At 36.0% G+C, this 18,426-nt stretch carries 10 protein-coding genes; 1 reads left to right on the top strand and 9 read right to left on the bottom strand.

The window, feature by feature from the left end:
* Positions 1-18: 18 nt before the first annotated feature.
* The 6 genes from ACFSUL_RS14460 to dptF form a co-directional block, all read right to left on the bottom strand.
* Positions 19-342, bottom strand: a complete 324-nt coding sequence (locus ACFSUL_RS14460) for a phosphoribosyl-ATP pyrophosphohydrolase (protein WP_377936557.1) — start codon at positions 340-342, stop codon at positions 19-21.
* Positions 343-546: 204 nt separating this feature from the next.
* On the bottom strand, positions 547-1,692 hold the full coding sequence (locus tag ACFSUL_RS14455) for an HNH endonuclease (protein ID WP_377936555.1): 1,146 nt from the start codon (positions 1,690-1,692) through the stop codon (positions 547-549).
* 294 nt (positions 1,693-1,986) lie between these two features.
* On the bottom strand, positions 1,987-3,843 hold the full coding sequence (locus ACFSUL_RS14450) for a PDDEXK-like family protein (RefSeq protein ID WP_377936553.1): 1,857 nt from the start codon (positions 3,841-3,843) through the stop codon (positions 1,987-1,989).
* A 285-nt stretch (positions 3,844-4,128) separates the two neighbouring features.
* Positions 4,129-9,381, bottom strand: coding sequence for a DNA phosphorothioation-dependent restriction protein DptH (dptH, locus tag ACFSUL_RS14445; RefSeq protein ID WP_377936551.1), 5,253 nt, complete (start codon positions 9,379-9,381; stop codon positions 4,129-4,131).
* Entirely contained in the window at positions 9,362-10,729 is a 1,368-nt protein-coding gene (gene dptG / locus ACFSUL_RS14440; protein WP_377936548.1) for a DNA phosphorothioation-dependent restriction protein DptG, read from the bottom strand. Before dptG ends, dptH begins: the two co-directional genes overlap by 20 nt.
* A gap of 6 nt (positions 10,730-10,735) precedes the next feature.
* Complete coding sequence (gene dptF, locus ACFSUL_RS14435) at positions 10,736-12,994, bottom strand: DNA phosphorothioation-dependent restriction protein DptF (RefSeq protein WP_377936546.1); 2,259 nt, start codon at positions 12,992-12,994, stop codon at positions 10,736-10,738.
* 641 nt (positions 12,995-13,635) lie between these two features.
* Here dptF and ACFSUL_RS14430 point away from each other — a divergent pair.
* Entirely contained in the window at positions 13,636-13,782 is a 147-nt protein-coding gene (locus tag ACFSUL_RS14430; RefSeq protein ID WP_377936544.1) for a hypothetical protein, read from the top strand.
* 228 nt (positions 13,783-14,010) lie between these two features.
* On the opposite strand, the gene ACFSUL_RS14425 is transcribed toward ACFSUL_RS14430, so the two are convergent.
* The 3 genes from ACFSUL_RS14425 to ACFSUL_RS14415 all read right to left on the bottom strand — a co-directional run bounded on the left by ACFSUL_RS14425 (position 14,011) and on the right by ACFSUL_RS14415 (position 18,425).
* Positions 14,011-15,753 (bottom strand): cation:proton antiporter, encoded by a 1,743-nt coding sequence (locus tag ACFSUL_RS14425; protein ID WP_377937718.1) that lies wholly within the window; start codon positions 15,751-15,753, stop codon positions 14,011-14,013.
* A gap of 434 nt (positions 15,754-16,187) precedes the next feature.
* Complete coding sequence (locus ACFSUL_RS14420) at positions 16,188-16,754, bottom strand: DUF5067 domain-containing protein (protein WP_377936542.1); 567 nt, start codon at positions 16,752-16,754, stop codon at positions 16,188-16,190.
* A 384-nt stretch (positions 16,755-17,138) separates the two neighbouring features.
* Complete coding sequence (locus tag ACFSUL_RS14415) at positions 17,139-18,425, bottom strand: FtsW/RodA/SpoVE family cell cycle protein (protein WP_377936540.1); 1,287 nt, start codon at positions 18,423-18,425, stop codon at positions 17,139-17,141.
* Position 18,426: the final 1 nt, after the last annotated feature.

Below are 18,426 nucleotides of genomic sequence, written 5' to 3'. Positions count from 1 at the left end.
TTGTTTTACTTTAAAAACTTAATCCTCAACTTCTATAAGGAACACTTTGTTTTCAAATCCCCCACGCTTCTCTGTCTTCCCTTTCCGAATTCTCTCCACTTCTTCTATTGAAGATCCATGAACGCTAGCTAATGCATGCATAATTTCCAGAACATCAGCAAGTTCTTCTAATGCATCTTCATTAGTTTCTGCTTCATGATATTCTTCTAATTCTTCCAGGCTCTTTTTCTTTAACTCTTTTATGTATTGTTCTTCATCTAATATACTTGCCGAAAACTTCTTCCCCGTCGCTTCAATGATTTCTGGTATACGGTCACGGACTAATTTATTGTATGTAGGCATATTCTCTCTCCATTCATGTGGTTTATATTACCAAATTACTACAATGGTGTGTAATTGAAAAGGGATAGCCGGATGTTTTTTCTGCTATCCCAAAATAACGATTACGTTTTTTATATTCCATTCAGATTCTCCAGTTGTGTAACCACCTAACTATTACACAACTTCAGTAAAACCTTATAAACATAAAGAAAGATATTCATAAGGTTAGTTTTCGTAAAATATAACCTCCAACCGATCCATTACAGAACTGATTTCTCTAACCAACTGATCGTCTTCCCTATTCCCTAGAGTGATTAATACTTTGTCCAATATATCCTCCACTTCTTGTTTTAACAGTGCCTTATTCTGAGAAGAGTAGTCTCTTTTCAAGTCAGCGCTAGCCCTATTCTTTCGATAGTTAATCAAACATTTTTTGTAGGCTCTTTGAACGTCGGCTGTTTCAATTGCTTTATGGCAAGATGCACATAGTGTAACAAGGTTATGCTGATGGTTTATTCCACCTAGACGTCTTGGAATTTTATGATGGACATGAAGATCTGTATCGCTTTCGCAAACAACACATCTCCAGCCATCTCTATCCTTGACATCCTTTTTTAAACTGTCATCAAATGGCTTATTCCATATGTCACTAAACAGTATTTTCCCATTATGTTCTTCTATTTTATTAAGCACTTCTAAATGAGGCAGAATAATCATTTCCACTACGGATAAAATTGAAGCCTCGATATCTGATTTTTCCTCTTCGTTATCTTCCTCGTTTTTGTTATCATTTTTTTCTTCAAACACGATTTGCGATAACTCTGATACATAACCTCTTGTTTTTTCTAAAGCAGCCCCTGTTTGGGAATCCATAAGCGCTTTTGCTTCATTATAAAAATCCATTAGGCTTTTATTTCTCCAGCCAGGAATCCGCTGCTTCATAAAACTTGGAACAAACTGGCGCCATTGATTATTCGTTTCTTCCTCATCGAGATCGTCTACTTTAATCTTTCCATCCTTGTACTTCTCCAGAATTGTAAGTGGATTAATTAGTTCTTGATCGCCATCAGAATCTTTATTTTCGAGATCTTCCTTTATTCCGTTTATGTCTTCCAGGATGAACTCTAATTCATCCATTTTAAATCTTCTTAATGTTTTATAGTTTTCTTTTTCAAAATGGATCGTCTCGAGACTGCGAAGAGTTGTAATATTTAATTCCTCGACAGACATTAGTAACTCTTCAATAACAAGATCTTTCTTATTAGGAAGGTCTTTCTCTTCATTAACCTGCGTTTTTGGTGCGGATTTACTAGCTGTTTTTTTCGTCGTTGTCTTTATAGACGTTTTCGGTTTCTCCTTCTTTTTGCTCAAACAATCCATACATACTCCTATATCATTAACCTTTGATACAGGTTTATAAGTATTGCACCGATAACATTTTGCCTCTTTCTTTTTCGTTCCTAAACAGGAGGCACAGAACTTTTGGCCAGGAGAAAATTCTTTTGAATCTTTAATTACATAGCACTTAAGACATCTTTGTTTCATTCGCATTCACCTTCAAAAATAAGTATGTTCACTTCATGTATACCGTACTGGAATAACGATAAAGTGATTAATCCAAGCTATTATAGCTAAAGTATTGGATAGCAAGTCTTTACCATTACTCTACTTTCTTTCTGGTTCTTTTAATTCTTTTATTCTGTCTAGGATTTCTTGATTCCGTGAATCAAAATATAAGCCTTTCATTTCGTTATATACCTCTTCCTCATTTCCCCAATCAGAAATTACCTTTGATTTTGAAAATAAACGAGTATATTTGGCGGATAACTGCTTCGACCGCTCCGCAAATGATACTCCGGATGACTCTAATTTTTCAATAATGGTGAGACGTTTCTCTGGCTGTAGTGGTCCAAGCTCAAGCGTTAATTTTAACCGATCATCTTTCAATCGTTCAAACCAATAGGTGAATGTACTATCATGCCACCACCATTTTTCTCTTGTGACGCCATACGTTTGTTCAAGATTTCGGAATAGTGGGAGGAGGAATGAACCGTTTCGACTTTGTATTTGATACATATCTGTGTTTATTTCAATACTATCTGTAAACTTTCTAAACGCCCCCGCTGGAAGTACTGGGTGGTGTGGCTGCTGTTGGTAAGCCTCACGTTCAACTTTTCTCTTTTCTTCCGTTTCTTTTTCCTCCATCGTTTCCACCGCTAACGCTATCTTTTTAAAGGTAGCATTCAAGCTAGGACGTTGATATAACCGTTCCATTCCGTCTACAATCTCTTGTTTATTGGCCCAATCAGTAACTTCAGTTGTTTCTGTATATATTCTTGTATATTTTTTTCCTTCTAATTTAGCAGATGCTCGGAAAGATACCCCTTGATTTTCCAGAGCCGTTAATAGCTTTATTCGTTTCTCAAAAGGAACAGGCCCTACCTCTATATTAATCTTTAAACGTTCATCCCACGTTCTTTCAAACCAAATAACTAGTCCATGTCCAAGCCAATATCCCTGTTCTGGCTCTCCAATCACATCCATAAAATCTACCCATTCAGGTAGAATAAAACTTGGCACACTAACATGGGCTTTATACACTTCTTCTGGTATTTCTTCTAGTTGAACAAAAGATAAAAATGCTTCCCGAAGAACATTACTACCTATCTTATAAATATAATCGATTGTTTGTTTACTTTTTTCATAGATTCGTTTCAATGCCTCTTGATTGCTAGTTGATAACGCGTCTAATTGTTGGAATAACTCCTTGTAACGTGGTTGTTTTCTAAGTTCACGATGTTGAGCAAGGTATAAAAGGTCAATTGCTGTCTGGTTATCCTGGTAGACACCTAAAGCTAATTCAATGGCCTCTTCATCCTTCACCAATTGTTCCCGTAAAATCGCAGTATAATAAGTTAAAAACTCATATACGTTGTCCGCAATTGCCTCTTTATGTAGATTGAGATAAGACGTGATGATATCTAAAACATCATTATAATCCAGTAATAAATAGTCCTCATATGATGGTGCATCACTGGCAAGCGTCAAAAAGGTCGGTATAATTGTATAGTCTTTATACTTCATCCGTGCATAATGAAGATAATCCTCCAGTTGTCCTTCTGATTCTCCAGCATGAAATTTATTTTCAATAACGAGCACTAGTTGCTGGGAAGGTACCACTACTAATAAATCAATAAATCGATTCGTATCTGTTTTTACTTCCCTGTACACCTCCGTATCTGAAAAAGAAGCATACAGATAAGAAAGAAAATCTACTCCTTCTAATTTATCCTCATTCTCCGTCTTGGTAATAAGACTGGATAGTATCTTCTTCACAAAAAAGCTACCTAATTGATGATTTTCATTTGGATTCAATAACCATGCAAGTACATTCGAATGGCGAATCTCAAACTGATCGACCCGTAAAATTTTAAATGGATTAAATTGATGAAATTTTTGATGCAACTGGGCAAACTCTTTTGAATGGTCTAATAATGCAATTGATTCGAGCGAATATGTCATATTTAACGACTCCTAGTCTAATTTTCACACCTTATTAAAAACAATAAAATAAGTATTATTCTTTCCTATTACTTCAATGATTTCCGCTAGACAATCACGGACTATATTATGATATGTAGATATAGTTGTTTTCCTTGTTAGGTAGGTCCTATTACCAATCGACTACTTTGTTAGGTAAAGAAGAAGGGATAGCTAGGTGGTATTTCGCTATCCCTTTTCACTGATTTCGTATTATTCACTTCATTTTCAGAGCAAAACATCTATAACGACTGACATTATTCTTTGTTATGAACGTAGTCTCTTACTCAATGACTGAATATCCACTAAATAAGGTTTACTCGGCAACATTTTCCCTTCCCTATCAACTATTGGGCCGTATACAATACATTGCCCCTTATTAAGATTCATCAGCTTTTGTTCCCATTCTTTTCTTTCCACTCCGTCTTGGCTTATAGAGGCAGCTATAGAAGATACTTCTCCCTCGGTAGGAGCAAAAAATATTTTCACAGCAGCATTTTGAAGACGGCTTACTTGATCAGTGGAAAAACCACCCTTTAAGAACTGGGTAGCAAACCAACCAGACCAGCCGAACTTTCTTCCTTCCGTTAGGATTTTTGCACTCGGTGAATGACTGCTAAAATCAAGACGTTGTGATTCATCCAACACGACCGGGAAAGGAAGGTTCTTACTTCCATGTTGGAGCTTATAATACCATAAATCCCATAGGATAAATTCGGTGATCAGCTTTTGCACATCTTCCGAATAGCCTGTTAGCTGAATGACAAACACTTTGCCTTTTTCTTTCTCAAGGAAGGACCAGTCAAAGTCTTTTTCATAATCAAACGGATTTTTATCGATAAGTAAGTTCATTTGTGACACTGCTGTTTTTGCAGGGCCAGAACCATCTTCTTCTAATAAGTCACGTAAATGGATGAGGTTCATCTTATCATCATATAAAGACATACCTTTCATAACCGCTTGGTAAATGGCATTTAATTGTTGTATCCCTAATGAAGTGTAGATTGAGCCAATGATGTTTTTCATTCTTTCTGCAACATCTGAATCATCTTCTGTAATCGTAATTCCCTCGTCTATTTCTTTTTGATGACGTTTGAAAGGATTTACTGGGAACTTTTTTGCTAATACAACGAATTGTTCCAACCGATCTCCTAATTGGTCTTTAAATTCTGTTTCTAGTTGGGAACTCTTGAAGCCATCTGTATAATCGATAATAATACTAGAAATGTCCTGGTTGGCTAACTCCATTAAAAGGCATTGAATGAAGTATGTCTTCCCTTGTCCCGAACGACCGGTGATGAAGAGATGGCGATTGGCAAGGTTCTTGTTTCCATATTCCCAATGAACCATACCCGTTGACCCACTTACATTCCCAATAGGTATACGTATATTCTCTAAGGGAGTAATAGCACTACGTTCCTCTTGTTCCACACGGTCAGATATACCAACGTTTTCTCCAGCATCTTCTACTTCCGGTTTCTCCGTGCTTTCTTGTTCTTCGACTTTTCTTTCTGTATCCTCTTCTTTATTATCGATACCTGTATAGTCTTCGTTCTGCGGTTCCTCTAGACTAGTCTCATCAGAGTGAGTATCATCATTTTGATCCGCTGGTACCTCTTCATCCGGTAGCTCCGTTTTTTCATATAATGAGGCATCTATTTCGTCAGAATCGTATTGATTAATCAATAACGTGTCTGGATCAAGGTCCATATAGCCTTTTTCCATTTTTTCTTTTATTTCCGAAATACTTTGTGTTAAACCTGCAAAGGCATCCGCTTCTAACAGAGTCAATTTGATAATATCATCATTTCTTTCCACTGTACGGAAAGCATGATCTTTTCTAAAGGTTAACACGGCACCTTTCCCTATATAACGGTTTAAATGTTGTCCAACAAAAAACTCATCATTTAACAACTTCGATTTCAATTCATGTACATCATGGAACTCTTGCTCGGACCATAATCCATTTGCATAAAGCTTTTTCGCATTCGCAAGAAGGATTTGAGCGAAAAAGTTGCGATAAAACTTTTTCTTAAAACTACTTTCATGGTTTAAATCAATCAAGTGTTCTTTGAATAGTTCGGTTGTCTTCTCAATTTGAACACTTGCTTTCGATGTTTGGAGACCACCAATCTTCACTTCCACTGGGTAGAAATGGATAAATAGTTCTCCTTCCACTTCTTCTAGCCCCATCATTAAGATATCATCACTATGTTTTCCTGATGACTTAAGATTCGTAGTGGAAAAGATACCATCACTCTTCGTTAAGTTGACCGCTGACGCTACACGTAATATTTCTTCTAATGAAATCGGTATCCAGGTGATATTCTGATGCGCTAGATAACTCTCTAAATATTTCATCGCTGATACAATACTGATTTTTTCTCTTGCAAAGTGCCCTTTGCTACCAATAATGCTTAGTAACCACTCACCATTAATCGAATTGAATGCTTTAATGGCAAGGTCAATGTTTCCTTCGGATATGTCAAAATTATTGGTTGCTAAGTAATCAGAAATAATCCGCTTATACTCTCCCGATTTATCGGTAACTGTAATAGCATCATAGCGATCCGATGACGTATGCTGATCGTTATAATGGATGACAAGAAGGTTCGGGCTTGAGCCTTGGAAGAAGTCCAAATCAACTCCTGGGTCAATAAACGTCACCCATGCGGATGCCTTATAAAGTTTTTCTAACAAGGATTTCCCCTCTGTTGAGGTACTTTTTACGATTGCTTTATTTTTACTGTATGAATTCTTTCCTTCATTCTGCATATTGAATGCTAACTCATTATAGGATCCAGCCAAACTTACTAATGGCGTCACCTTGTTCGGTGCATGCATTAACCCAAATCCTGAACGATAGTCGTTTTCACTTGAAATTGATACGACCGAGGATAGAAGTCCATCGATTGATATACCCGATTCCATTTTATCCATAGGATGAGATGCGTTCATATCTTGAGTAGGTAGCTTAAAGAACGATATATGAGAATATTGGAAGTCCACATTATGTGTGACACTCATTTTGTAATAATTAATATGTTCACGAATAAAACGGAGAACATCTACTTGATCAAACTCTTTTGATCTTAAATCAAGATTAAAATAAGCTTCCACTTCTGATGCGGTTTGCATTGACGAGAATATTTCAAATGAACTCTGAACTTCCTCACTTCGATAAAGGGCAACTTCGATTGGTAGCATTCCTTTAGGGCCCTTTTTATCTAATTGGTTCTTCAGGAAATTGCAGATTCCCCTTACTACCTCTTTATCATTATGAATTTGGATAACATTTAATAGTAAAGGAGAACTGGAACTCTCTAAAAATAGATAATCAAAATGATGAACAAATTGTTTCATCTTCTCCTCTACAACTTTCGCCAAAAATTCATTTGCCGTTCCGACAGATACAAATGCTTCATCTTCATACTCGTGCCATTCTGGAAAATCAAACTCCATCGTTGGACGATACAATTCCCCTTTTTCCGAATAGATGTACGGTAAAAGGTTTTTAGGATGTAGACGATTAAGAATCGTTCTTTCCATTTTTTCGTCCTGCAATTCTTCCTCAATAGACAGTTGATAGGCAACATTTAATGGATGGAAAGGCGTTAACCAAGTTTTCCCTTTATCTTTTAAGATACCAAGTTTGAATAAACCTTTTTGTTTATCGCTTAATAATGTATCCTCTTCTATCATTCGGATAGCTTCATCTACTGACATTATGTAGTTTAGCGCTAACTCTTTAAGTGCAGAGTCCATATAGGCTAAGCTAGGAAGTAGCTTGTTCTCCTTAAAATAGGCAAGATACTCTTCATATCTTTTTGCTACTTCTTCTGGCAACGTTAATGTACTCGTATCTACTCCATCTATGACAAATTTATAGCCATTCTCCACCCATTCTTCTTCCTTGTATAACAATTCTTTAAAGGCTTCATGTGGATAGTGAATGGACGTGCCTTGCTTTAGTTTCTCTTCTTCAAAAGTAAAATGTTCCCGATTCTCTCTTTTTAGTTTCCATACGCGGCTAGCTTGAATTGGAGTCGACTTTGTATCTGTATCCTTTATTTCGATTGGTATTATTGCGTCATGGATACGTATATTGAAGAATAATGAATTATCCTCCCAAGCTGTATTATCAAATTCGACAATCAGTTTCTCATTTTCTAACTTGGGAACAGTAGCATACCCCTCATCTAAAAGGTAGTCTACTTCGGCATCTCCAGCTCCAAAAGAAGTGGAATCTCCTTCGTATTTCAAGACAATTCGAGAGTCCGCACCTTTTACTAAGAGTTGGTATTTTGATTCCATCCCTTCCAATTGGGTAGAAGAAAAAGGAACGATTAAGAAATTAAACTCATAGCTCGATTTTGTTTCTTTATTATGCTTGTATTTCACTTGATGAAACTTTACTTGATTCTCTTCTGCAGGTAGACTAACCTTTAATTTCCTTCCACTTACCTCTGCAAGAGAAACACTTTTCTTATCAATGAATTGTTTTTTTAAATAGTCATCGAACTCAAATACCATATCTATCGAGTCACTCATGTTTTCATTAAACACAATAATGTGTCTTTTCCGTTGACCAACTTTTGTCTCCAGATGTGCCTTTTCCCAAAACTCGAGTTTTTTATTTAACTTCTTCGTCTCAGAAGAAAGGTATTGTAGAGAACGACCTTTGTTATTGTCATAAGAATTTTTAACAGGAGAAAAATCATTTTCATACCAGTTTTCTCGTTTTAATTTTGTTATCATTTTTTCGTCAAAAAACTTTTCTAGTTCTGTATCATGGGTACCATAATCATGAATACGTTGAACATTTTCGAACAAACGGTAATTCTCTTCCAGCCTACTTCGAATGTCCGCAGGTTTCATATAGGAATCTTTTTTCAACTCATTATCCATAAATAAATTTAATGATTTGAAATCATTTTCCTCAATATTCCCTTTTTGAATTAATGAAATGACATCGGCATAATCCCATAAAGATGTCTGTATAACGACATCCTCCAGCTTTTTGTCTAAATGAAAACGAATAATTTCTTTCTCCGATTGAGACAGATTTTTATTCGTCTCCAATTCTTCTTTAATATAATCAGTAATGGTTTCAACGTTGAACGGCATGCCTTCTTTTTGTAAATCACTGCTTCCACCACGAATACTATCAAGTGTCTCATGACAAATACTTAATAGTGCAGTGTCTTTCCACTCTGACTCTTGCTCACTTACCTGATTACGGAGAGTGACTAAGTAATCTGGTGTAACGTCGTCAATGGTTGCAGCCACCACTACTTTAATCGAGTCGATTACAAGGCAAAACGTCTCGTAGGGAGAACCATGCTCATGCTGATAGACAAATGATTCCGCTTTAGTCGTTTCTTTAAGGGAGTCGTAGAATTCTTTGACATTTTGTTTGTTGTCAAACTGTAAATAGAATCTTTCTCCCCCTGTTAATTGTTCTGATTCCAAGAATTTTGTTAACTTCTCGCTCATATATTTATAAAATTGGTTTAACATATTGGGCATCACCACTGTCACTTTTTTTCTCAATTAGATTGAGTTTATTAAATAGCTTTACAATTTCTTCACGAGAATAGCGATCAAAGAATACGCCACGTTTTTCAAATTCCACAAATAGTTGTTTAAGCGAAATCTTTTCTTTTTTTACAGATATCGCTGTTAATAGCAAGAGAAAATCCTGGGTAACATTCAAGGTATAACCTAGAGAACCTCTTGTCTTTAAAAAATAAACTTTTCCAACTTCATTGATGGATAATGCATAGCGTGAAATGGTTTCTTTTGAAACACCACTAAACAACTGCTGTTGTAGTTGCCTATATGCTTCTTCCAGCGTTTGCTTCCTTTCAATTCCCTCATCAGATTTTACGACTATTTGTGAGTATTCCAACGTCCATGTATATAAATCGCTTAGTACTCTGTCTTTATCCTCTTCTGGTAGAGCGTCAAATACTTCGACCAATTCTTTATAGTGAAGATTTTCTGTTTCCATTATAAAGTTGACATGCTCCAGAGTATTCATATGGATAAGAAGCTTTTTGGCCGCTTCCGTAATGAGCTTGAAACCATTGGAATTAGCCTTTCTGTTCCGATTGGAAGCCTCCCAATCTAAATTGAAATAAACAGGAGTAGGTGCACTATCATCCATTGATTCAAATTGGTTTAATTTTAACGTCAATTGTGTTGAAGCAAAGAAATAATAGTAGGCTAAAAATAACCCAATATGATTCATGAAGAAATCACGATTGGTAGTCAACGTATGCAAATCTTCCATGAAGGCCTCTCTAATAAAGGGAAACGTTTGAGGGTACATTTGTTTTGTATTCCCTTTATCTAATTCAGGAAGAAACTTATGGACTAACCCTACCAGTACATGTTCATTCTTTTTAATTTTCAAGGTTTCTTCTAAATCTTCATTGCCCCCACCTAATAACGATTCATAAATGTAATGGGCGATATCGGTCTCTCCTGTTGATTCCTTGTTATCTGATAACGGAATGTATTTAAACATCATTGGATGGAATAACCGAATTGTATTCGAGCTGTATAAGAACGATTTTAGGATCGATTCAAAGTATGGACGATCTTCTTCCTCCATTTGCACATTCTTGCTTATGTCTTTAACAAAATCTACTTCGTTCAAATCTTCCATAAGCTTTTTATTTTCTATTTTTCTAAAAAATTCACCTAGAATAGGAGCAAAACCATTAGAAAATTTTGCCCTTTCTGGATTCCTTGTTTTAAACGGTAATAACGCTACTCTTTTATTGATAGTGTGCTTTAATGTTTTATTTCCATTTTTCACCTTGACATTCAAGGATTTCCTTAGTTCATCTAACGGACTCACTTTCAATCACCTCTCCCTACTAAAGGAATAAACCTGAAAATCATCTTCATAATCAAGACGGAACATGAGTTGATTTTCTATATCGTTAATTAATATCTCTTGTTGTTGCTTCCCATACGGAAGAAGCCTTTCAATAAAATCGATAAATTGAATGGAATCCTCTCGATCTTTTTTATTTAAACGATATCCTTTTAGGACTTTGACCACCATTTCATAAAGAGGTAAATCCATTTCAACCTTGTGAACAGTCTCATATGGCTCGCATTTGAAACCAAGGAAAAGCGTTGTTGTAAAACGCTGAATAACCCCTTGCTCATTATTATCCAAACTAATAGCAGATTTTTTTAATTGTAATGGTTCCGCAATCCTGATATTGTGTCCTTCATCATCTATATATAAGTAATTTTTTTTAGGACTTCCTTTCCACAGAAAGATGGACTTCTCTATCTCAAAATAAAGATTTTGAAGGCTCGGCTTTTTATTTGTATTGTAAGCAAATAAATACTTCATATAATCGGAATATACATTGTCCTTAAAAGAGTCCTTCAAATGGGAATCATATAGATAAGAAGAACGGATTAATAGTTCGCTTAATTCTCTCTTCGTGTCCTTCTCTAGGAAGGCTATATTCTCTATCGGTTCCAATAACCCTATCCACTCCTGAGCGGAACTATCAAAGATAATATCTCTATAATAGACGTAATAGTTGCCTGAGTTATGGAGCGATATTAACTTTTCATCGAGTTCCTTTGTTCTATAGTGAATTGGATCTTGATTCCCTAACATCTTTAGCATGGTTGATTTATCTCCACCTTCAAATAATAGGTTAGGGAGCAAGTGCGGCAACATGTCTACAAAATCTCCAGTTTTCATATCCTTTAGAGATATCGGCACGAGTATATCATGAATAAAATTCAGTAATTCACGAGATGAAATCAAAATTTTATCTTTCATGATAGTCTTTATGATTAATTGAATAATCTGTTGTTGCATTGACCTTGAACTAAACATCTGAAAGTTAATAAGTAATGGGTTTAAACCGTATTTTTCTTTATCCATTTCATACGCTAAATAAAATGGGTTTTCCCTATTAGGACTTGTTATCCTATCAAAAAGATTCGTCATATAAGAAGAAACCGGACCTTCCTCCGTTAACTCGAAGGAATGATAATCGGAGAAGTTCACAAGTTTGAACGTATCATGCTCTACTGGAGAAGAAATATCCCCTGAATCAAATAACCTTGCTTCTTCAATATAGGACTTTAATTTTAGATACTTTTCTTCTGCGTAGCGAGATTCAATAAAGTTATGTAACACTCCAAGGTTTATCGCGAGTATCAATTTCTCCTTTGAACTTTCAATCAAATCATCTGAAAATGGTTCAAGAACCTCCGCAAGCGTATCCAGTGAGTTCTTTTTTGGATCAAAGCTCTCGGTAGCATCGTTATGGATGGTGAAATGCTTCATTAACTCTGGTTTTGTGGATGAAAGATATCCAAGTAAATGAGATTTTCCATCCCCAACACTTCCACACAAAAATATTAAATTACTTCCCGTTGATTCTAAGCTTTCATTCAAATGTGACTCCAGCATGTCTTCAATCGGTCGTTTTATATGTAAGTATTTTTTAAAATCGCTCAGACTTTGATGGCCTTCTACCGCCTCTTGAGATGACTCTTTTAACTTACTAAGCTGATAGAGCAAATGAGAGTTATGAAGTGTAGGTAATTCTATGTCCTCCACATATGTAGGTGCCTCTTCTTTTGACTCTTCTTTACTATTTATATAATCTGGCAAATACTCCACTAGTAACTTTTTCACTTTTTCATCTAAATTTTCAAATTGTGGATCTTGATACTCTGGTATTTCTTTATCTGGACTTATCACATAAGATTCCATGAACCATCTGCAAATCACAAATAAATTTTTATGTACCTTTAGAGCATCTGAAAAAGGAATTTTCTTGTTAGCATGAGCAGCAGAGTTTCCCATTCTTCTAATTCGGTCTAGCGCATTGAATATAACATCATCAATGACACCTTCATTTTTAAGAAGCATATTTTTCTCCGCTTGGTTCGCAAACTCCGGAAAATCCATTTCCTCCTTCAAATATATTTCCCTAACTACCAATTCCCCTAATTTTCTTGCTTTTATTAATGAAGCTTCTATATCATCGAATAAGAAACGTTCGAAGTCTTTTCCTATTTCCGCCCATTCTTCATTGTAGTTTTCAATGAACTGCAAGGCATACTCTTGCTTTGTCATAAAATCATCTCCATTTGGAAACTAGTTGATTACTATTTCATTTTACCATATCGGTATTTCTTCTTGAATTAACTAACTTTTTTAGGTGTACTGCATTTCAGTATTTTTTACGTAAATGATGTACCTATTTCGTTCCATGATAGTTTCTGCTTTTATCATAATAGATAACGCAATTAAATTTTTGGGAGGGTTATTTTTTTTAATATTAAAGGAAGAGCTCCAAAGTATTTTTGGTACCCTTCCCTTGAAAACGATACAATTATCACAAAAGTAATCATTTGAGTTTTTTAATAATATTGTTTTCCTAAAAGGTTGTTGTTTTTACAACGTTGAAAATGCAGAGTGGATTGGAGCGGAAAGCAAGTACCTGTAGCGGAAAGGAACGGTCCATTGTTTATTCCCAAAACAATAAACTTTATGAAAACAACCTTAAATAAAGACAGAGTAAAATGTCTGAGTTGCATTTCTGAATACAGCATTATAAATACGAACATTCGCTCTAAATATAGTATCTTTATACATACTTAGAACAAACCTACTCAACCCTCCCCCCCCCAACTAAATTTCACCTTTTCCCTACTACCCTACATATTACCATGGCGATTAGGAAAACTAAGCAGTAAAAAAGGAGGTTTTCCTAAATGAAAAAGTTCTTTCTACTGTTTCTCTTAGCCTTTTCTCTTTTTTCGGTAGCGGGTTGTGGAAATGATGAAAAACCAGATGAAGGAGAAGAAATTGAAGATGTGGAAGAAGATGAAATTGGGGACGGCGAGATAGATGATGAATAAAAGATAGCGTCTTCGGAAAAAGCCAGGGAACGTTCTAGTAAGTAGTTCCGCTTTTGTAAAGAAACATAAGAATGGACAGATCGAGTAGAAGCCCAAATCGCATCATGATTTGGGCTTCTATCATCCTTGTTATATTAATGATTACTACGTAAAAACATCACTGAGAATAGTACGTTAAAATCGTTTCGTGATAATATTTATTGTCAACATAACAAAAGGACTGCAGCGTTATTCTTCTAGCCCCAGTACCACAAGGTGATCCCCTACGTCGAGTGTGAGCTTTTCTTTAAATGTCACAAATACAAGGTTACCGTTTTTTCGTTTAATACATAACGGTGTTCCGTTTACCTTTAGTTGCTCTTTTAGTATGGTTTGTTTACTTTCCACCTTAATTGTTTTCATGATATAGCCAATGTTGACTTTTTTATTTAATTCCGTAAATGTTGCGCCTTCTCCAAATAACAAATTGGATTTAATAGAATGCGGAAGTTCTGTGTGTTGCGTTTGACTCGCTCCAATAGGTAAGGAAAATGTGTTGTTATAACCGAATTCAGGAATGTAAGTTTGGCAAACAAGCGCATTATATGCCGCATCCCCCTTCATCGCTAAAATGGTTTCGTAAGGAGTCATGTCTACTTCGAAATCACTATGCTCCGAAAGAATTTCTCCATGGTAAGTTGCCATCCCCAACTTTCTTGCCTGATACAAACGATCATCGGATGTATCCGCAATAAGGACCGAAGTCCCCATTTGTTTTAAATGTTGTGCAAAAGCAATGGAAAAACTGCTGGCACCCACAATTAAGACACCTGAAGAGTCGGTGTTGGCCAACCCCAGCTTGCGAGCGATAGGACCAATCGAAAAACCATGAGCACAAACGGTAATGAAAACTAAAGCTAGCGTAAGCGATGTTAAAATGGAGGCATTTGGATAGCCATCTTCTATTAATATCTCGGCAAAATACCCTGAAACCGTCAATGCAACGATACCTCTTGGTGCAATCCAGCCGACAAGTGTTTTTTCTTGTAAAGTCAGTTCTGTCCCAATCGTTGATAACCAAATAGACAACGGGCGGACAAGGAAGAGCATAGCAATAACAAATAAAATAATTGGCCAAGTGAAAGTCTCCATAATCGTTTCTCTTGTTAGTGATGCGGTAAGCAAAATAAACACGGTTGATGTAAGCATGACCGAAATATTTTCCATGAAATGACCAATACTTCCAATGGAATGAACATATTTCTTAGAGCGGGCTAATGTGAGTCCCATGATGGTCACAGCAAGCATACCGGTTTCATGCATGATGACTTCACCAACCGCGAAACAAATTAAGACAAAGCAAAAGATAATGGGAGATTTCAGGTACTCTGGGAACAGTCCTTTACTCACTAAAAGACTGACAAGAATACCAATCACATAACCGACTATAATTGCTAAGAGGAAATCGATAAAAAATGGAAGTAAATCAATGAATTGAAACGATGCCGCTGAAGTTATTTTAATAATCTCATAAGCGAATAAAGCTAGTAACGGACCAACTGGGTCCACAATAATACCTTCCCATTTCAGTACCGAAGAGACTCTGGGTTTTAATTTTGCTTGTCTAAGCATTGGGATAATGACAGTAGGACCTGTCACAACAAATAATCCACCAATGATAAAAGAGATTTCGAGACTAAGCCCCGCAATAAAATGGGCGGCTAATGAACCTCCAATCCAAGCTAAAAAGGCACCCAAGGTCACGATACGAAAAACTGACTTGGAGATACCTTTTAGTTCGCGAATATCAAGGCTTGTACTTCCTTCAAACAAAATCAACGCAACGGCAAGGGAAATAATCGGACTATAAAGTCCCCCTAGTCCTTCCTGTGGATTGACTAAACCTAGTATCGGCCCAATCAACAGTCCGGCAATCGTCATGATCACAATAGAAGGCCACTGAATCCGCCAGGCTAACCACTGGGAGAACATCCCGAGTGCGATGACGATAACAATACTAATTAAAGCAAATTCTTCTTGAATATATATCACCCTCTTTTTGAATAGGAATAGTTTATCACTATTGGATATAATAAGAAAGTTTATGATTATCCAAATAGTAAAAAGTTATTTCTGAAGAAAAACCTTCTTGAAGCGTTACTAATAACCCAGAAATGGTCATTCCGATTTCCCACCGAAAAATTGTATGAATAACAGCTCCAAACATTAAGTAGTTCCGCTTTTCCCGCAGGAGTCTTCGTCTTGCACTCCAATCAACAGCTAGAACAAGTTTAAAAGGGCAACACGTTTTATGAAGACGTATAAAAAAACCGAACTAATTTGCCTTCAAATGAAAGAATTAGTTCGGTTTTTTATTCACCTAGAACACATTTGTCCCAGCCTCTTTTTAAACAGATTTAAAACGTTTATTTAATATTAAAAGTTTGTTCACCTAATTTATCGCCACCAATACCTTGTGTAGCAATTAATGTTACAGGTGTTTCTAAATCATCTAATTCATAAGCTACTGCATTTTTAACTGTACCATCTTTTTTTATTGTTTCTAATTGAGAATCGAGAAATTGGTCATCTGGAAGTCCACCAACTTCAAGAGTATTGATTGCATTAGGATCATTGTCTTGTACTGCTTCAAATACTGCCATCCATCCAGTAATAGGGTCGATTTCTTTATCACTTAAATTAGTTGTTTCATACCAAATTGCAAATACAGGTTTTTCACCATATTCATTTCCCTTTTCACCAGGTTGAATAACTTTAGTTTCTGTAATTTTAATTTTTAAGTCATTTAATTTTGCTTCATTATCTTTGAAATAGAGTTCATTACTTGTTTCTTTTTCTTCATTTGTATTTTCTGTAGTTGCTTCTTTATTTGCAGAATCAGAATCATTTTTCGTTCCTTCATCTTGATTACCACAACCAACAATTATAGATAGTAATAGTGCAGAAGTTAATATTAAAGTTTTTTTCATCATGCTACGTTCCTCCTTATGTTTTAATTTGATTATTATTAGTGTAATTTTTTTTGTGAATATAATCCTAATGCTCCCTATATCCTTCCACCTCTTTTAATTTATTAGTCACCGTTTTTCACACTCTAAAGGTTTTTATGGTTATCAATTGTTGACTATAAACCCATAATCCTTTTTCAAGTAAACTCCCTTTCGTTTAAAAACAATAATTCACAAGCTATTGAGGTTTCTTATGCTGATTTATATGTTAAAATCCTATAGTTCTTGATATATAAGAAAGGAAAAAAGACCAAATCATATGCGATTTGGTCTGCTAATTAGTAGTCTATTTCGTAAGTTTCTCCACGGAAGCGGAACTACTTATCCAAACATAGGCTCTTCAACAAATTAAATTTTATTCCATCCTCCTATTTCCCGAGAGGCAACAAAATCTTTTCTCCTATAAACGCTAAGAAACAACCCCATCATAATCGACGTTTGTAAAGTCGGGTTTAAGCCGTAGCTTATAAAAGGAAGGAACATGCCTGTGATTGGCAAAAGACCTGTCATCATTCCTATATTATAGAGGAATTGTGTGGAAAACAGGGTTACCCCACCTATTATGATCACTTGTCCAAAGGGATCCTTAATCGTTTTGATTTTCCGGATCATCCGAACCATAATGAAGAGTCCTATTATTATTAATAAACCGCCAGCTACCCAACCGTAATTATAGGTAATTGTCGTAAAAGCAAAGTCGGTGTGCGGTGCCATTATAGACTCTGTCCCGCCATTTTCACCGAACCAGCCTCCTTGCTCCAACAGCTCCTCGTTACGTAGATAGGTATAGCCGCTCGTGTCACTATATTTCTCAGGATTGACAAAGGCATATATTCGTTCGAGTTGGTATGGCTGTGCGTTTGTCACCATCAGCCCCATGAAAAGTGCCGCTCCTAAGTACCCCCACAAAATATACTTTCTTTTCCTTTTAAAACGAAACCATAGTAGTACGGTGACTGTTACTGTATACACAAATACAGCCGTGATATCAGGAATGATCATTAATGCATACAAAGTAATCGCAAAAACCGGAAGAATCCTCCAGAATTTAGCGTTAGCATCTCCTAAAAAGATAACCAAGCATAGAACAAATGCGGTCACAGCAGTTGTGCTGTCAACTGTTAAACCCGCCACCCTGAAGTATGCAGCTCCATTGAGTATCGTATTTGGAAATAGCGTTAAAGCGAGCAGAATAAAAGTGGTAAAAGCAAAGATCACCCACCTCAGAGAACGCAGCCTTCTATAATCAAAAAACATGAAAGCAATAGTAATGGTAGCTCCCAAAATAAGATAAATTATTTTTCTTGTAAAATAATCGGCATTATTATAAAGTTCATTACTAACATTCAATGTAGGGAGAATCCCCATTAGAGAAATAAACATAATCATGCCAATCATCACCCAATCTACTCTAGGACGATGGAGCTTATTCATATCTTGGCCGAGCCGTTCTGCACTCCCCATTTGTTGTATCGCTTTTTCTTCGGCATCCTGTTCCGACAAACCTGCGTCTTTCAACCCTTTTGTTTCCTGCTCCAAATGATAATGAAGTTCCTCCGCTACAAATTTTTTCGCTTCTTTGGAACGTACATAGCTTGTTACTTTATTCGTATAATGAACACTCTTTTCACTCATA

The organism is Bacillus seohaeanensis (assembly GCF_042684945.1).
GTDB lineage: Bacteria > Bacillota > Bacilli > Bacillales > Bacillaceae_B > Rossellomorea > Rossellomorea seohaeanensis.
The sequence above is the reverse complement of the archived record's forward strand: the minus strand, read 5'-3'. Positions and strand labels throughout refer to the sequence as shown.